This window comes from Bradyrhizobium sp. USDA 4341, from assembly GCF_054063755.1.
Genome location: NZ_JBSSGO010000002.1, coordinates 6,631,864 through 6,649,161 on the forward strand (window position 1 = coordinate 6,631,864; position 17,298 = coordinate 6,649,161).

A 17,298-nucleotide genomic window follows, 5' to 3' on the forward strand; every position below is an offset into this window, starting at 1 on the left:
GGCGGCGCGATCGCGCTATATCAGGGCTTTCCCGCCACTTACCGTTTGTCCGAGTTTCCGCATGACCACAACCGCCGCCGCCGAATCCCAGCCGTTCCAGGCCGAGGTTGCCGAATTGCTGCACCTGATGGTGCATTCGGTCTATTCCGAGACCGATATCTTCCTGCGCGAGCTGATCTCGAACGCGTCGGATGCCTGCGACAAGTTGCGCTATGAGGCGATCGCCAATCCCGGCCTGATCACCGACGGCACGCCGCCGGAGATCCGGATCGTCCCGAACAAGGCGGCCGATACGCTGTCCGTGGTCGATACCGGCATCGGCATGGAGCGTCAGGAGCTGATCGACAATCTCGGCACCATCGCGCGCTCCGGCACCAGATCGTTCCTGTCGAAGCTGACCGAGGCCAAGGACGGCGCCAATCTGATTGGCCAGTTCGGCGTCGGCTTCTATGCCGCCTTCATGGTCGCCGAGAAGATCGTCGTCACCAGCCGCCGCGCCGGCTCTGACGAAGTCTGGGTGTGGTCGTCTGAAGGCGGCAGCGGTTTCGAGATCGCGCCGGCGAGCGAGGAGGCCGCCCAGCGCGTCACGCGCGGCACCGAGATCGTGCTGCATCTGAAGAAGGACGCCGCCAAATATCTCGAGGCTTACGAGATCGAGCGCATCGTCCGCGAATATTCCGACAACATCCAGTTTCCGATCCTCTTGGTGCCGGAGGAGGGCGAGCCGCGCCAGATCAACTCGGCGAGCGCGCTGTGGCAGCGCTCGAAATCCGAGCTGACGCCTGAAGACTACGCGCAGGCCTACAAGCAGATCGCGGGCGCGTTCGACGAGCCGGCGATGACGCTGCATTACCGCGCCGAGGGCCGGCAGTCCTATGCTGTGCTGCTGTTCGCGCCGTCGCAGAAGCCGTTCGACCTGTTCCAGGTCGAGCGCAAGGGCAAGGTCAAGCTCTATGTTCGCCGCGTCTTCATCGCCGACGACGCCGAGCTGCTGCCCGCGTACTTGCGCTTCATCCGCGGCGTGATCGACAGCGAGGATCTGCCACTCAACATCTCGCGCGAGATGCTACAGAACAATCCGCAGCTCGCGCAGATCCGCAAGGCCGTCACCAGCCGCGTGATCGGCGAGCTGGAGCAGCTCGGCGAAAGGGAGCCGGAGACCTTCACAAAAATCTGGGACGCGTTCGGCCCGGTCATCAAGGAAGGCCTGTGGGAGGACTTCGAGCGCCGCGAGAAGCTCCTGGCGCTGGCGCGCTTCACCACGACGTCGGGCGAGAAGCGCTCGCTGAAGCAGATTGTCGACGACTTCAAGCCGAACCAGACCGAGATCTATTATCTGGTCGGCGACAGCGTCGAGCGGCTGAAGTCGAACCCGAAGCTGGAATCGGCGCGCGCCCGCGGCATCGAGGTGCTGCTGCTGACCGATCCGGTCGATGCGTTCTGGACCTCGGCGCCGCTCGAGTTCGGCGGCAAGCCGCTGAAGTCGCTGAGCCAGGGCGACGTCGATTTCGGCCTGATCCCGCTGGTCGACGACAAGCAGGACAAGAAGGACGAGCCCGCTGCCGATGCCGCGACCACGATCGCCGTAATCAAGGACGCGCTCGGCGCGCGCGTCTCCGATGTCCGCGCCTCGCAGCGGCTGACCGCGAGCGCGTCGTGCCTCGTCGCCGGCGGCGACGCGCGCGACCGCGCGCTGGAGCGGCTGCTCGCCCAGCAGAACCGCGGCGAGATCACCAAGCCGATCCTCGAGATCAATTTGCGTCATCCGCTGGTCGCCGCACTCGCGGCCGACACCGCGCAGGCGAAGGACCTGTCGCTCCTGCTGTTCGAGCAGGCGCAGATCCTCGACGGCGAGATGCCCGACGATCCGGCCGCCTTCGCCAGCCGCCTGAACCAGCTCGTGCTGCGGGGCTTGGGGAAGTAGGCGGCTCTAGTCGTAGCCCGGATGGAGCGAAGCGCAATCCGGGACAGGTCCATCGGTGGATAGCGCGACCCCGGATTGCGCTGCGCTCCATCCGGGCTACGCATTTGTGAGAGTGGCAAGGCTGTTCGGCGCCTCACCCCGGCGCTTGACAGCCTGCGGTCGCTTGATGTTATGTTATAACATAACATCAAGCGAATGCCCATGTCCCGCCGCGGCCCATCCCTCCAGCAACTGTTTGATCTCGATGCAAAAACTCCCCGTCACCATCTTGTCCGGCTTCCTCGGGGCTGGAAAGACCACTTTGCTGAACCACGTGCTGAACAACCGCCACGGCCTGAAAGTTGCGGTGATTGTGAACGACATGAGCGAGGTGAACATCGACGCCGACCTCGTCCGCGATGGCGGTGCGAACCTGTCCCGGACTGACGAAAAACTGGTCGAGATGAGCAATGGCTGCATCTGCTGCACCCTGCGCGACGATCTGCTGAAGGAGGTGCGCGCGCTCGCCGAGAGCGGCCGCTTCGATTATCTCCTGATCGAATCGACCGGCATTTCCGAGCCGCTGCCGGTCGCCGCGACCTTCGAGTTTCGCGACGAAAATGGACAGAGCCTCTCCGACGTCGCGCGCCTCGACACCATGGTCACGGTGGTCGACGCCGCCAATCTCTTGAAGGACTATGCCTCGACCGATTTCCTCAGCCAGCGCGGCGAGGCGCGCGACGGCGACAAACGCACCTTGGTCGATCTGCTGGTCGAGCAGATCGAATTCGCCGACGTCGTCGTGCTGAACAAGGTCGACGCCGCGACGCCGGCCGAGCGCGCGGCCGCGGTGACTATCGTGCGCGCGCTCAATCCCGACGCCGACCTCATCGAGGCGAACTTTGCAAATGTGCCGTTCGACCGCGTGCTCGACACCGGCCGCTTCGACCATGAACGCGCGCAGCAGCATCCGCTCTGGCACAAGGAGCTCTACGGCTTTGCCGAGCACGTGCCGGAGACCGAGGAATACGGCATCACAAGCTTCGTCTATCGCGCGCGGCGGCCGTTCGATCCGGTGCGGTTTCACGGCTTCCTGCGCGAGAGCTGGCAGGGCGTGATCCGCGCCAAGGGCCATTTCTGGATCGCGACGCGGCCGGACTGGTGCGGTGAGATGAGCCAGGCCGGCGCGATCGCGCGAACCGAAGGCCTCGGCTCGTGGTGGGCCGCGATCCCGCGCGAGCGCTGGCCGGATCATCCGGACTGGCGGCTGATGATGCAGCGGAGCTGGAACGATCTCTATGGCGATCGCCGGCAGGAGCTGGTCTTCATCGGCTCCGGCATGAACGAGGACGACATCCGCCGCCGGCTTGATGCCTGCCTCGTCGCGGGCAAGCCGGGCATGGACCCGCAGGCCTGGGCACGGCTGAGTGATCCATTTCCGCCGTGGAGGAGAACGGGCGAGGCGGCGTAATCACTGGCGGAACGTCGTAGCCCGGATGGAGCGCAGCGCAATCCGGGTCTTCCGCCGCGCGCGAGGTCCCCGGATTTCGCTGCGCTCCATCCGGGCTGCGCTGCTCCGTCATCCTGAGGAGCGCGAAGCGCGTCTCGAAGGATGTACGGCCCGGCTGGTGGCCGTCGACCCTTCGAGACGCGCGCCAAGGCGCGCTCCTCCAGCGACACCGGCGAAGCCGTTGCGCGGGGGTGACGGTGACAGAGGGCGCGGGCTCCGAGGGAAAACCCCGTCCCAACCCGCGCCGTATCTGCTAGAGAGTTTCGTGACAGGCGGAAACAACACGGCGTTGCGATGGCTGGCGGCAGCGAGATCTTCTACGGCGGCATTCCGGTATTTCGCGGCTTCGCGCGCCTGATGGATCCGGCGCTGTATGCGCCGCTGCCCGATGACTGGACGGTCGGCGTCGCCGATATCGTGGAGTCGACCAAGGCGATCGCGGCGCAGCGCTACAAGGCGGTCAACATGGCCGGTGCCGCGGTGGTTGCCGCCGTCACCAACGCGCTGGATGGCCGCGAATTCCCGTTCGTGTTCGGTGGCGATGGCGCAAGCTTCGCGGTCGCACCAGCCGATCTCGACAGAGCGCGCGACGCACTCGCCGCAACCGCGCGCTGGGTGCGCGATGATCTCGATCTGGTGCTGCGGGTGGCATTGGTGCCGATCGCCGCGATCCGCGCCGCGGGTGTCGACGTGCGCGTCGCGCGCTTCGGGCCATCGGCCAATCTGTCCTATGCGATGTTCTCCGGCGGCGGTCTTGCGTTTGCCGATGCCGCGATGAAGCGCGGCGAGTTCGCGCTCGATCCGGCGCCTGAGGGCACGCAGCCCGATCTGTCCGGCCTGTCCTGCCGCTTCGAGGTGATGCCGTCGGCGCGTGGCGTCATCCTCTCGGTGCTGGTGCTGCCGGCGAACGACGCCGATCCCGCCGCCTTCCGCAAGGTGATCGAAGACCTCGTCGTGCGGATCGAGAAAAGCCCCGATGCGGGACGGCCGGTGCCATCGGGCGGCCCGCCGCTGCGCTTTCCGCCGCAGGGCATCGAATACGAAGCGCGCGCCAGGCGATTCGGCGGACCGCTTGCGATGCGGCGCGCCGCGGTGCTGGGTTTTGCGTTGTGGGCGTTTGTCGTGTTTCGGCTCGGCCTCAAGGTCGGCACGTTCGCGCCAAAACTCTATTTGCAGCAGGTGGTCGAGAACTCCGACTTCCGCAAGTTCGACGACGGCCTGCGCATGATCCTGGATTGCACGCCGGAGCTTGCCGCCGAGCTCGAGCAGCGCCTGGTCTCCGCCGCCGCGCAGGGCATCGTGCGCTATGGCCTGCACGAGCAGGATGCAGCGATGATGACCTGCTTCACGCCGTCGGTGATGCGCGCCGACCACGTCCACTTCATCGACGGCGCCCGCGGCGGCTACGCCTCGGCCGCCACCGTGCTGAAGACGCGCGCGGTGTAAATCAGCTCCAGCCGTACGCGCGATGCACCTCTCCCGCTTGCGGGGGAGGTCGGCGCGCGGAGCGCGACGGGTGGGGGCTCTCTCCACAATATGACTCGTGGGGAGAACCCCCACCCCAACCCTCCCGCGCAAGCGGGAGAGGGGGCACAGCTTCTCCGCGGTTACTACTTGGCTAAGAATTACCGTCCCACGCGCGTCCAGGTCTCGCCGCCGCACAGGGCGCCGACACAGCCTTCGACGCGCAGCGTGCTCTCGCCGGTGACCGAGACGCTGCTCGCATAGGTGCCGCCATCGTCGGCATTGTAGATCTGGCCCGACCATTTGCCCGCGGCAACCGGCTGCATGCCGGAGAACAGCGGCAGCCCGATGATCGGCCGGTTGGCCAGCGACGGATTGGGATTCTTGTTGTCGACCTGCGGCTTGCCCGTCATCGGATCGATCGGGTCGCGCAGGCTCACCACCACGCCGCAGATGCCGCCGCCGCATTTGCTGACCTTGACGCGGGCGTCGCCGGCCTGGGTCTGCCAGACGCCGAAAGGCTCGGGCGCGCCCTGCGCATGCGCGGCAGGCACAGCAAGTGCCGTCGCAATGATTGCGATCACGAATCCGAATTTGCAGGCCATGACGTGTTCCCCAAGAGGTCGGCCTGCATAACAAGTCGAAAGATTTCTGCAATGTAATAATCGCCCGATCAGGCGGGTACGATCCGGAAAAGTTTTGTAGCTTTTTTCCGAGGCCGCCATGCTCCGGCAAGGCTCGGAAGGGTGGCGGTGTCTTGTCGCGACCGAAAGCGCAGCGCGAGCCCCGGCCCTCCGGGTCTAGCCCCAGCGGGTCAGCTTGATCGACACGATGGTCGCGAGGCCGAAGGCCACCATCGCACCTCCGACCAGCGCAAACAGCGTCCACGCCGGGGCGCTCGCGGTGGCGAGCCACCAGCCGCCGATGCCGACCAGCAGCAGGCGGATAGTCCCGGCCAGCACCGGCCCGCCGACCTTGGCCGCGCCTTGCGAGGAAAAATACAGGCAGACGCCGACGCCGAAGAAGCCGAATCCCGGGCCGGCTAGCGCGAAATAGGACGAGGCCGCGGCAGTCACGCCGGGATCGGTGGTGAACAGCGCAATCCACAGCGTCGGCTTGAGTGCGACCACGAGGCCGACCACTCCGACGACAAGTCCGGCGACCGTGCCGGCGGTCCATGCCACCTTGCGAGCCCGCGTCACCAGTCCCGCACCAACAGCCATGCCGACCATCGGCACCGAGGCGACGCCGACCGCGAATGCGATCGGGATCAGCAGGAATTCCAGCCGCGAGCCCATGCCGTATCCGGCCAGCGTCTCGGTGCCGAAGCTAGCGAGGATCTTGGTGAAGATCAGGATCGTCAGCACGCTCTGCAGCGGCGACAGGCAGGAGATCGCGCCGACCTTGAGGATGTCCAGGAACATCGCGCGCTGGAAGCCGAAGGCGGCGAAGTCGAGCTTGAGCCGGCTGCGGCCAGAGGCGAGATACCAGGCGAGGAAGATCGCACCACACGTGAACGCCGTGAGCTGGCCCGCGGCGACGCCACGCATGCCGAGGCTCGGCATGCCGAACAGCCCGAGGCCGAACACGCCGCCGACCGCGATCTGGATCATCGAGACGGTGATCAGCGTCATCGAGGGGACGCGCATGTCGCCGGTGCCGCGCACGACGGAGGCAAGCGTGTTGACCAGCCAGATCGAGATCGCGCCGGAGAACAGCACCTGCGAGTAGTGCATCGATTGTTCGAGCACGCCGCCGCGGCCGCCGAGCAGCGCATAGAAGTTTTGACCGAAGCCCAGCATCATCACGGTGAAGAACAATCCGGCGCACCCACCGATGATCGCCGCATGCAGCGCCAGGTCGGCGGCGCGGTCGCGGTCGCCGGCGCCGAGCGCGCGGCTGATCGCCGACGAGACGCCGCCGCCCATCGCGCCGGCCGACATCATCTGCGTCAGCATCGCGAACGGAAACACCAGCGCGATGCCGGCCAGCGGCTCGGTGCCGAGCCGGCCGATATAGGACGTCTCGGCGACCGCGACCAGCGTCGAACCGAACATCGCTATGGTGTTGGGGACCGCGAGCTTGAGCAGCGTCGGCAGGATCGGCGCCGTCAACAAATGATCGACCGGTACCGCAGGCGTGGCCGCGGCCGGGTTGATGTCGTCGATCGAGGCATCGATGGTCATGCGTCACGGCTCACTTCGCAACCGGGAGAGGGGCGCACTGCAACTCGACGCCAGTAAACCAGGCTCGCAATCAATAAATGATGATCGACATGTTACGTGTTCGGGCTGGTGCTCGCCACCCGCGCTCGCGCAGGGGTCACCACGGCAGGCCGCATAGGTCGATCTTGCCCTGGCGCGGCGCGCGGACGATGTCGTTGACGAACGGCGCCATCGCCTCGAAGCGGATCTGCCCGGAAGGCTGTTCGCAAGTGACTTCGCCGGCGAAGGGATGCCAGCCGCGCGCCTGATAGAATGCGAAATTGTGCGGCTCGCAGAATAAGATTGCAAATTTCACCGCGTCATTGGCACGAATGGTGTGCACGGCGGCATCTAACGCGAGTGACGCATAGCCGCGCCGCCGGCAGTCCTCGCGGGTCGCAACCCCGCCGATGCCGCCGACATGCACCTTGTGGCCGTTCCAGGTGATGGTCCGGAAATAGATACCGACGTGGCAGGCGAGCCCGCTGTCGTCGGGTGCATCGAGAAACACGCGCAAATCCGCGTGAGCCCATTTGATGTCCGCCCACTGCTTGTTCTCCATGATATCCGGGCTCCAAACCGCCCGGAGCAGCGGCTCGGCGCGCCGCCACGACGCATCTCCGTTGAGAATGTCGATTTCGATGCTCATCGTCTCAAGTCCCTGGTCTTGGTCCTCGGCTGCGCCGATCTGTCATACACGATCTGAAAATGCGGTGTTTCTCCGCCGTGGAACCTTCTATAAGGGGGACCCGTTAAGTGTAGTCTCCCACCCTCTGTTGGACATTACCCCATGACCTTCACGCTACCCGATCTGCCCTACGCCCACGACGCCCTTGCGCCCTACATGTCCAAGGAAACGCTGGAGTTTCACCACGACAAGCATCACCAGGCCTACGTCACGAACGGCAACAACGCGATCAAGGGGACCGAATTCGAAGGCAAGTCCCTCGAGGAGATCGTGAAGACCTCGTTCGGCAAGAACGCGGCCGTCTTCAACAATGCCGGTCAGCACTACAACCACATCCACTTCTGGAAGTGGATGAAGCCGAATGGCGGCGGCAGCAAGCTGCCCGGCCGGCTGGAGAAGAAGATCAACGAGGATCTCGGCGGCTTCGAGAAGTTCAAGACCGACTTCGCCGCCGCCGGCGTTGGCCAGTTCGGCTCCGGCTGGGCCTGGCTGCAGGTCAAGGGCGGCAAGCTCGAGATCGCCAAGACCCCGAACGGCGAGAACCCGCTGGTCCATGGCGCGGTGCCGATCCTCGGCGTCGACGTCTGGGAGCACTCCTACTACATCGACTACCGCAATCGCCGTCCGGACTATCTGAAGGCGTTCGTCGACAGCCTCGTCAACTGGGATTACGTCGACGAGCTGTTCGGCAAGGCCGGCTGATCGCAGATCGCAATTCGGCTCGACCCTCTTACCCTCCCCTGGAGGGGGAGGGTCGACGCGAATGAAATGAGCGGCGGGGTGGGTGACGGTCTATCCACGCGCGACACTGTCCGTGTTGAGAGATCACCCCACCCCGTTTCGCATTCCGCTTCGCTTCATGCGAACCGACCCCCCCTCCAGGGGAGGGTGAGCTCTTGAGCGGCGCGTATTGTGAGCTTCTCGACACACCAGCGGGGGCATTGGTGGGTAACGCGGCAAGCTATCTCCTCGTCTTCTTCGGCGGCGGCCTCGGCGCAACGCTGCGGCAGCTGATCAATGTCACCTGCGCGCGCTGCATCGGCACCGCGTTTCCCTACGGCACCTTCATCATCAACATCACGGGCTCGACCGTGATGGGCCTGATCGCCGGCTATCTCGCCTTCAAGGGCGAGGCCTCGCAGCCCTGGCGGCTGTTCCTGATGACCGGCATCCTCGGCGGCTACACCACCTTCTCCGCCTTCTCGCTCGACACCGCGCTGCTCTATGAGCGCGGCGAGCTCGGCCTTGCGGCGCTGTATGTCGCGGGCTCGGTGGCCTTGTCGATCGCGGGTCTGTTCGCCGGGCTTGCGATCGTCAGGCATTTGACCTGAGACTCTCTCAGTCGTCATTCCGGGGCTCGCCAACGGGTCGCGCGAACGCGCGCCCGATGACCCGGAATCCATTCATCCACCAGTGATGCGGCCTGATGGATTCCGGGCTCGTGCTTCGCACGCCCCGGAATGACGGGGAGAGGGGCCCCATGCCACTGAGTTGCCCGACGGCGCAGCCCCCGCAGCAAGAATATTTCGCTTTATCAGAAATGAAACTCAGTGTATGGTTCGCCCGTCTCACCCGATCGAGGGGCGGAACGAACAGCAAAGCTCGGACAATCATGTCGCGAGAATGCGGAAGTTTGACTCAACAAGTGGTGCAACAAACTCAGTGTCGTCCCGGCCTAGTGCGCAATTGCGCACGGAGGCCGGGACCCCATAACCACTGAAGGTGATTGTTGCGCGACGCTGGGGCCACAGCCCTCTTCAACGACACAACCCTGTGGTTATGGGTCCCTGCTTTCGTGTTTGGTCCCTGCTGATTGGTTGGATGGAATCGGTGTAGAACGAGGCGTGGCCTTTGTCAGGGAGCACCTCGTGTCATGGAACTGAACCTGCACGCGAACGCCACCACGACACCAAAGACGCGCGCCTACATCCAGCGCAGCAAGAAGTCGGTTGCCCAGTTGGCGGCTGAACTGGGGGTCAGCGAGACCACGATCTACCGCTGGCGCGGCCGCACCACGGTTGGAGACCGTTCGCACCGGCCGAACAACCTCACGACCAGCCTGTCGGCCGTCGAAGAGCGAGCGGTTTGCGAGTTGCGGACGTCGCTGCAGTTGCCGCTGGACGACATCGTCGAGGTGATGCAGCGATGCATCAATGCCAAGCTGTCCCGCAGCGCCATTCACCGCTGCCTGCAGCGCAATGGCATCAGCCGGCTTGCCAAGCCTGACAAGCCCAAGCCCGGTATCTTCGAGACCGCCAGCATCGGCTTTATCCATATCGACGTGAAGTATCTGCCGGCTCTGCAACGCCGCACCAGCTATGCTTTCGTCGCCATCGACCGCGCCACCCGCTACGTCTTTGTCGAGATCCATTCCAGGCGGGACGGAGCCACCGCGACCGGCTTCCTCAAACGCTTCCTGGCCGACTTCTCGCACGAGGTTCACACCATCCTGACCGACAACGGCGCCGAGTTCACCGACCGCTTTGCTGTCGACAAGAAGAACAAGCCGGTCGGGAAACCGTCCGGCGACCACCCCTTTGATCAGGTCTGCAAGCAGCGCGGCATCCAGCATCGCCTGACCAAGCCCTACCACCCGCAGACCAACGGTCTCGTTGAACGCTTCAACCGCCGTATCGCCGAAGCCATTGGCCGCGAACAAAAGCGCGGCAGTGCAAGGCGCACCTTCATCGACCATGCCGATCGGGACGCCTTCATCGCCAAGTTCGTCCACGACTACAACCGAACTCGCCTCAAATGCCTCGGCTACCTGGCCCCAATGCAGGCCCTCGCCAATCACACGGGACCAAACACGTAGGTCGTACCACACATTCGGTGTCGTCCTGGCGAAAGCCAGGACCCATTACCCCAATCTCAATTGTTGCACGACGCGGGGGCCACGATCCGCTTCATCACCGATTGCGGTGGTTATGGGTCCTGGCCTTCGCCAGGACGACGGGGCAGGAGGCGTGCGGCATCACCCCACCATCCGGCGAATCCATTCATCTGCGGAACCCGCCAACCGCCTCGGCCGGCGGCATTTCCCGCCTCCAAATTTCCCTTTGGTAACCTCGCCTTAACCATGATTAGCGTTTGGTTAGGGTCGGAATGCCGCGTGAAAAGCCCTCGTTTTGACATGTTGGCAGGGGAAGCAGGGCCCGGCTTTGGACGGGCCCCCCATGCGATAGATGCAAGAGGCTTTCGCGCAGTTTCGCCGCGCCTGATGCGGCCGTGGAATCGGTGCCGATTGGCGGCCCGCCTGATGGGGACACTTGCGTTGAGAGGATATTGCCGATGAATCCCGCCGACGTGGCTCAGTCAACTCTGCCACTGGCATCGAGCGATGTGTCGCTGATCGCGCTGTTCTGGCAGGCTCATTGGGTCGTCAAATGCGTGATGTTGGGACTTTTGTCCTGCTCGGTGTGGGTCTGGGCGATCGCGATCGACAAGATCCTGCTCTACGCCCGCACCAAGCGGGCGATGGACAAGTTTGAGCAGGCGTTCTGGTCCGGCCAGTCGATCGAGGAACTCTACCGGGCGCTTTCGGCCAAGCCGACCCAGTCGATGGCGGCCTGTTTCGTGGCGGCGATGCGGGAGTGGAAGCGCTCCTTCGAGAGCCAGTCCCGGTCCTTTGCCGGCCTGCAGGCCCGGATCGAGAAGGTCATGAACGTCTCGATCGCCCGGGAAGTGGAGCGGCTGGAACGGCGGCTGCTGGTGCTCGCCACCGTCGGCTCGGCCGGCCCCTTTGTCGGCCTGTTCGGCACCGTCTGGGGCATCATGTCGAGCTTCCAGTCGATCGCGGCCTCGAAAAACACCTCCCTGGCGGTGGTGGCGCCCGGTATCGCGGAAGCGCTGTTTGCCACCGCAATCGGCCTGATTGCCGCAATTCCGGCGACTATTTTCTACAATAAGTTCACCTCGGAGGTGAACCGGCAGGCCGCGCGCCTCGAGGGGTTCGCCGACGAGTTCTCCGCCATCCTGTCGCGTCAGATCGACGAGCGGGGCTAGAGCATGATCCGAAAAAGTGGAGGCCGGTTTTCCGAAAGGATCATGCTCAAACAAAGAACTGAACTTATGATGGTCACTGTTGTGAGCGCACGATCATGGCGATGAGCATGGCAGGGTCCGGCGGTAGTGGCAGACGCCGCCGCGGGCGCAAGCCGGTCATGGCCGAGATCAACGTCACGCCGATGGTCGACGTGATGCTGGTGCTGCTGATCATCTTCATGGTCGCCGCGCCGCTGATGACGTCGAACATCGACATCGACCTGCCGGTCGCGAGCGGCGGCAAGTCGATCTCGTCGAACCAGCCGCCGCTGACGTTGTCGGTGAAGCGCACCGGCGGCGGCTGCAACTCGAATGTCGAGCTCTATCTCGGCGACGCGCCGATCACGGCCGCCGACTTTCCGGCCAAGATCAAGGCGATCGGAGACGCCCGGTCGGATGCCGAAAAGGTGGTCTATCTCCGTGGCGACAAGGATGTCTGTTACACGGATATGATGAAATTGCTCGGGGAGGTCCGGGCGGCGGGATTCAAGGCGAATATCGTCATCATCCCGGAAGGTGGATAGGGCCAATGTGCGGCAAGGCACGGGGAAGCCTGATTTGAAGGTCAAGGTCGACAAGACTCTGGCGGCATCGATTGTCCTGCACGTCCTCGTGATCGGGTGGGGCCTCGTGTCGTTTTCGACCAGGGCGTACGTGATGCCCGAAGAGGAGTCGGTCGCGGTCGACGTGATCTCCGCCGACCAGCTCTCCCATGTCATGACCGGCCAGAAGGACGGCAAGAAGGAAAATCCCAAGCCGCTGGTCGACAAGGTCGCCGAGGCCAAGCCGGTCGACGACACCGTCGGCAAGGTCGAAGAGAAGAAGCCGCCTGTCGTGACCGACACCGCGCCGCAGCCGGCGCCGAAGGTGGAGAAGCCGGAAGACAAGAAGCCGGATCCGCCGAAGAAGGTCGAGAACAAGCCGAAGGAAGAGCCGAAGCCGGTCGAGAAGAAACCCGATCCGGTGAAGCCCGATCCGATCGCCGAAGCAATCAAGAAGGAAGAGAAGAAGCCGCCGCCGAAGCCTGTCGCGCAGGCCGCCAAGCCGCCGCCGGAGCAGAAGCCGAAGGATCGCGTGTTCGACCAGAGCAAGATCGCAGCGCTGCTCGACAAGCGGGACCCGACGCGCGCCGCGGCGACCGGCGATGCACTGAACGCCAACGCTGCGCTCGGCACGGCGAAGGGCAAGGCCGCCGACAACTCCGCGACCTGGGGCGCGATGTTCCGGCAGCAGGTCGAACGCTGCTGGAAGAAGCCTTACGGTGGAATAGAGGCGCAGATGGCGGAGGCCGTGTTCTCAATCCATTTGAAGCGCGATGGTACGCTGGAAGGCATGCCGGTCGTGGTGGGAACGGCGAAGACGCCCTACCTTCGGGTGTATCAGGAGAGCGGCTTGCGCGCGATCATCGAGTGCCAGCCCTATCGATTGCCTCCAGGTTTCTTTGAGGAGTGGCAGTTCTTTGAGCCGGCCTTTACCGAGAGGCAGAGCTGAGAATGCGCGCCACTGTTTACGAGCATGAGTTCGAGCGATGATTGACAAGACCCGATTGCCTGAAGCGCTGTTTCGTCCGAGCCGCCGGCAGGTCCTGTCCGGCATGGCGTCCGCCGGCGTGATGCTGAGTGGTCTCACCGGCCCCGCATCCGCTCAGAAGCGGATCACCATCACCGAGGGCGAGTTTGCGCCGGTGCCGATCGCGATCCCGAATTTCGCCGCCGGCACGCCCGGCGACGCCGAAGTCGGCGTCGGCGTCACCCAGGTGATCACCAACAACCTGAAGCGGAGCGGCTTGTTCGCGCCGATCGATCAGGCCGCCTATCTCGAGAAGCAGATCAACATCGACGCGGCGCCGAACTTCAACAACTGGAAGAGCATCAACGCGCAGGCGCTGGTGACCGGCCGCATGACACGCCAGGGCAACGGGCGCGTGAAGGCGGAATTCCGCCTCTGGGACGTCAACACCGGCCAGCAGCTCGCGGGCCAGCAGTACGACACCTCGGCCGAATACTGGCGGCGCATCGCGCACATCATCTCCGACCAGATCTACGAGCGCATGACCGGCGAGAAGGGCTATTTCGATACCCGCGTCGTGTTCGTCGACGAGAGTGGCGCTGCGGATCGCCGCGTCAAGCGGCTGGCGCTGATGGACCAGGACGGCGCCAATGTGCGCTATCTGACCCGCGGCTCGGACCTGGTGCTGACGCCGCGCTTCTCGCCGTCGACCCAGGAAATCACCTACATGGAGTTCGGCCAGGGCGACCCGCGCGTCTACCTGCTCAACATCGAGACCGGCCAGCGCGAGATCGTCGGCAACTTCCCGGGCATGTCGTTCTCGCCGCGCTTCTCGCCCGATGGCCAGCGCGTCATCATGAGCCTGCAGCAGGGCGGCAACTCCAACCTGTTCGTGATGGATCTGCGCTCGAAGTCGATGACGCGGCTGACCGACACGCCGGCGATCGACACCTCGCCGTCCTACGCGCCCGACGGCACGCGGCTCTGCTTCGAATCCGATCGCGGCGGCAAGCCGCAGATCTACGTGATGCCGGCAACCGGCGGCGCGGCCCAGCGCATCTCGTTCGGCGACGGCACCTATTCGACGCCGGTGTGGTCGCCGCGCGGCGACTACATCGCGTTCACCAAGCAGGGTGGTGGGCAGTTCGCGATCGGCATCATGAAACCGGACGGCTCCGGCGAGCGCATCCTGACGTCGGGCTTCCACAATGAAGGCCCGACCTTTGCGCCGAACGGACGCGTCGTGATGTTCTTCCGCGATCCCGGCGGCAACAGCGGTCCGTCGCTGTTCACCATCGACGTTTCCGGGCGCAACGAACTGCGGGTGCCGACCCCCGGTTTTGCCTCCGACCCCGCCTGGTCTCCGCTGTTGTCGTGAGGCTCGCGCAGAGTTGCTCCAGGGAACCCCGTGGCGGTCGGCACTTCTTACCTAGCGCACTGAAACTTATGCCGAATTTCGGCTACTAGTAGATCGCGGCAACGACTCGCTAACGATGTTCCCTCAGAAAGACTTCACCTGCGATCAGTAAGAGTGCGAGCTGAAAAGGACGCGCGCTCTCACAATGCAGTTTGCAAGTCAGACGGGAGAACCGGACCAGTCGATGTCGCCGACGATCTCCGCGGCGCTGGTCGATTCCCTGTTCATGAACCCCGCGCCCATGATCTTCGGCGCCTTCGGCCCCGCCATTGCGGGCGCCGTGATTGCGTTCGTCACCGGCAATCTGCTGTCCTGGCTGTGCGTGCCGCTGTTCATCGTGGTGGGTCTGGCGCGCGCGCTGCAGATGTACCGCTATCAGCAGCGCAGTTCCGGTCTCACCGTCGAAGAGTCCGTGACGTGGGAAAAGCGCTACCGGATCGGCAGTCTCGCCTACGGCATCACGCTCGGCCTATGGGGCGCAGCCGTGCTGCTCACGACCAGCGATGCCGCCGCGCACATGCTTTGCGTGACCACGGTGGTCGCCTACACCTCGGCGGGGGTAGGGCGGACCTTCGGCCGGCCGCAGATCTTCCACCAGCATCTGTTGATGTCGATCGGTCCCCTGATCGCGGCGCTGATGTATGTCGGCGGTCCCTATCACATCGCCCTTGCGCTGCTCAGCCTGGTGTTCTTCAGCGCCATCCGGCATCTCACCTCCAGCCTGCAGCGCATCTACGTCAACGCCTGGATCGCCAAGGAGCGCGAGGCGGCGCTGGCGGGCCAGTTCGATACCGCCCTGAACAACATGCCGCACGGCCTGTGCATGTTTCGCGGCGACGGACGCCTTGCGGTGATGAACCACCGCTTCATCGAGATGATGCAGCTGTCCGACGATTTCGTGCAGCGCGGCGCCAGCGCGACCGACATCTGCAATGCCTGCGTGCTGTCCGGCGCGATCTCGGCCGCGGCCGCACAACAGATTCTCTACGAGATCGAGAGCTCCCAGCGCGGCGACATCGTCACCAGCGACCCCGATCCGGCCCAGAACCGTTCGCTGGACTGGACGTTCCAGCCGATGGCAGGCGGCGGCACGGTCTTGCTGGTCGAGGACATCACCGAGCGCAAGGACGCCGAGGCCAGGATCAGCCATCTCGCGCGCTACGACGAGCTGACCGCGCTGCCCAACCGCGTCAATTTCCGCGACGAGATCGGCCGGCTGCTCGCCATGCATCACGGCGACCATCGCTCCGCATTGCTGTTCGTCGACCTCGACCAGTTCAAGCAGGTCAACGATACGCTCGGCCATCCCTGCGGCGACCAGCTGCTCTGCGCGGTCGCCGAACGGCTGCGCGAGATGCTGCGTCCGGAGGATTTCGTGGCCCGGTTCGGCGGCGACGAGTTCGTCGTGTTCCAGCAGAACATCCATTCGCATGAGGACGCCGCCGCGCTGGCGCGGCGCATCGTCGACCGCCTCAGCGAGCGCTACAAGATCGACAACCATCTGGTCGAGATCGGCGCCAGCGTCGGCATCGCGATGACTGCGCCCGGCGTCGGCGCCGACACGCTGCTGAAGAACGCCGACATGGCGCTCTACCGTGCCAAGGCCGACGGCCGCGGCACCTTCTGCTTCTTCCGCGACGAGATGGCCCAGACTGTCGAGGCCCGCCGCATCCTCGAGCTCGATCTGCGCAAGGCGCTCGCCAACGAAGAATTCGAGCTGTTCTACCAGCCACTGATCAACCTGAAGTCTGGCAAGGTCTCGACCTGCGAGGCGCTGCTGCGCTGGAACCATCCGGCGCGCGGCACGGTCTCACCAGTCGACATCATTCCGGTCGCCGAGGACATGGGCCTGATCGTCGATCTCGGCCGCTGGATCCTGCGCAAGGCCTGCATGGAATGCATGAAGTGGCCGGAGGCAGTGAGCGTCGCGGTCAATTTCTCGCCGCAGCAGTTCCATCAGCGCGACGTGCTGAGCGAGGTCCGCTACGCGCTCGAGGTCTCCGGTCTGCCGGCGCAGCGCCTCGAGATCGAGATCACCGAATCCTCGCTGCTGCACAACACTGAGCTGACCCACGACGTGCTGTCGCAACTGCGCTCGCTCGGCGTGCGGATCTCGCTGGATGATTTCGGCACCGGCTACTCGTCGCTCAGCTATTTGCACAATTTCCCGCTGCAGAAGGTCAAAATCGACCGCTCCTTCCTCGAAGGCATCGACAGCGATCGGCCGCTGACCTTGCTGCGCGGCGTGGCGCGGCTGTCCGCGGACCTCGGCATGTCGGTGGTGGTCGAGGGGATCGAGACCAATGAGCAGCTCGAACTGATCAGCGCCGACGGCGCGGTGACCGAAGCACAGGGATACCTGTTCAGCCGGCCGGTTCCCGCGGTGCGCATCCGCCAGCTGCTCAACGCCTCGCACGGCCGTCGGGCCGACGACCAGCTGCACGTGGTTCCCTCGCGCTCGATCGCTTGAGCTAGCGCAATTTCCTCAATCGATAGTTGTGGGAGCCTTCGACCGCTCGAAATGCACCCTTGCGGTTAGAGGTTAACTGTATTGCCGCG

General features: G+C 64.5%; 14 protein-coding genes. 11 read left to right on the forward strand and 3 right to left on the reverse strand.

The window, feature by feature from the left end:
• The first annotated feature begins 61 nt into the window (after positions 1-61).
• From htpG to ACVIGB_RS37330, 3 genes are all read left to right on the forward strand, one after another.
• Positions 62-1,924 (forward strand): molecular chaperone HtpG, encoded by a 1,863-nt coding sequence (htpG, locus tag ACVIGB_RS37320; RefSeq protein ID WP_456718919.1) that lies wholly within the window; start codon positions 62-64, stop codon positions 1,922-1,924.
• A 244-nt stretch (positions 1,925-2,168) separates the two neighbouring features.
• The gene (gene zigA, locus ACVIGB_RS37325; RefSeq protein ID WP_456718918.1) at positions 2,169-3,374 is read left to right on the forward strand and encodes a zinc metallochaperone GTPase ZigA; all 1,206 of its coding nucleotides are present in this window, start codon (positions 2,169-2,171) and stop codon (positions 3,372-3,374) included.
• A 333-nt stretch (positions 3,375-3,707) separates the two neighbouring features.
• Positions 3,708-4,859, forward strand: a complete 1,152-nt coding sequence (locus tag ACVIGB_RS37330; RefSeq protein ID WP_456718917.1) for a DUF3095 domain-containing protein — start codon at positions 3,708-3,710, stop codon at positions 4,857-4,859.
• Between the two features lie 179 nt (positions 4,860-5,038).
• Here ACVIGB_RS37330 and ACVIGB_RS37335 read toward each other — a convergent pair whose 3' ends face one another.
• The 3 genes from ACVIGB_RS37335 to ACVIGB_RS37345 all read right to left on the reverse strand — a co-directional run bounded on the left by ACVIGB_RS37335 (position 5,039) and on the right by ACVIGB_RS37345 (position 7,730).
• The gene (locus ACVIGB_RS37335; protein WP_212318070.1) at positions 5,039-5,482 is read right to left on the reverse strand and encodes a DUF2147 domain-containing protein; all 444 of its coding nucleotides are present in this window, start codon (positions 5,480-5,482) and stop codon (positions 5,039-5,041) included.
• 195 nt (positions 5,483-5,677) lie between these two features.
• The gene (locus ACVIGB_RS37340; protein ID WP_456718916.1) at positions 5,678-7,063 is read right to left on the reverse strand and encodes an MATE family efflux transporter; all 1,386 of its coding nucleotides are present in this window, start codon (positions 7,061-7,063) and stop codon (positions 5,678-5,680) included.
• Positions 7,064-7,199: 136 nt separating this feature from the next.
• Entirely contained in the window at positions 7,200-7,730 is a 531-nt protein-coding gene (locus ACVIGB_RS37345; protein WP_456718915.1) for a GNAT family N-acetyltransferase, read from the reverse strand.
• Between the two features lie 141 nt (positions 7,731-7,871).
• Between ACVIGB_RS37345 and ACVIGB_RS37350 the strand changes: the two genes are divergently transcribed.
• From ACVIGB_RS37350 to ACVIGB_RS37385, 8 genes are all read left to right on the forward strand, one after another.
• Positions 7,872-8,471 carry a superoxide dismutase gene (locus ACVIGB_RS37350; protein ID WP_050404466.1) on the forward strand — a complete coding sequence of 200 codons (600 nt, stop codon included), beginning with the start codon at positions 7,872-7,874 and terminating at the stop codon, positions 8,469-8,471.
• A 242-nt stretch (positions 8,472-8,713) separates the two neighbouring features.
• Entirely contained in the window at positions 8,714-9,100 is a 387-nt protein-coding gene (gene crcB, locus ACVIGB_RS37355) for a fluoride efflux transporter CrcB (RefSeq protein ID WP_456718914.1), read from the forward strand.
• 542 nt (positions 9,101-9,642) lie between these two features.
• Positions 9,643-10,584, forward strand: a complete 942-nt coding sequence (locus ACVIGB_RS37360; RefSeq protein ID WP_456718913.1) for an IS481 family transposase — start codon at positions 9,643-9,645, stop codon at positions 10,582-10,584.
• A gap of 476 nt (positions 10,585-11,060) precedes the next feature.
• Entirely contained in the window at positions 11,061-11,774 is a 714-nt protein-coding gene (gene tolQ, locus ACVIGB_RS37365; protein WP_016846954.1) for a protein TolQ, read from the forward strand.
• Positions 11,775-11,869: 95 nt separating this feature from the next.
• Entirely contained in the window at positions 11,870-12,337 is a 468-nt protein-coding gene (locus tag ACVIGB_RS37370; RefSeq protein WP_092123450.1) for a biopolymer transporter ExbD, read from the forward strand.
• 34 nt (positions 12,338-12,371) lie between these two features.
• On the forward strand, positions 12,372-13,304 hold the full coding sequence (locus ACVIGB_RS37375) for a cell envelope integrity protein TolA (RefSeq protein WP_092123452.1): 933 nt from the start codon (positions 12,372-12,374) through the stop codon (positions 13,302-13,304).
• Between the two features lie 103 nt (positions 13,305-13,407).
• Positions 13,408-14,700 (forward strand): Tol-Pal system beta propeller repeat protein TolB, encoded by a 1,293-nt coding sequence (tolB, locus tag ACVIGB_RS37380; RefSeq protein WP_420831871.1) that lies wholly within the window; start codon positions 13,408-13,410, stop codon positions 14,698-14,700.
• Between the two features lie 184 nt (positions 14,701-14,884).
• Complete coding sequence (locus ACVIGB_RS37385; RefSeq protein WP_456718912.1) at positions 14,885-17,209, forward strand: putative bifunctional diguanylate cyclase/phosphodiesterase; 2,325 nt, start codon at positions 14,885-14,887, stop codon at positions 17,207-17,209.
• Positions 17,210-17,298: the final 89 nt, after the last annotated feature.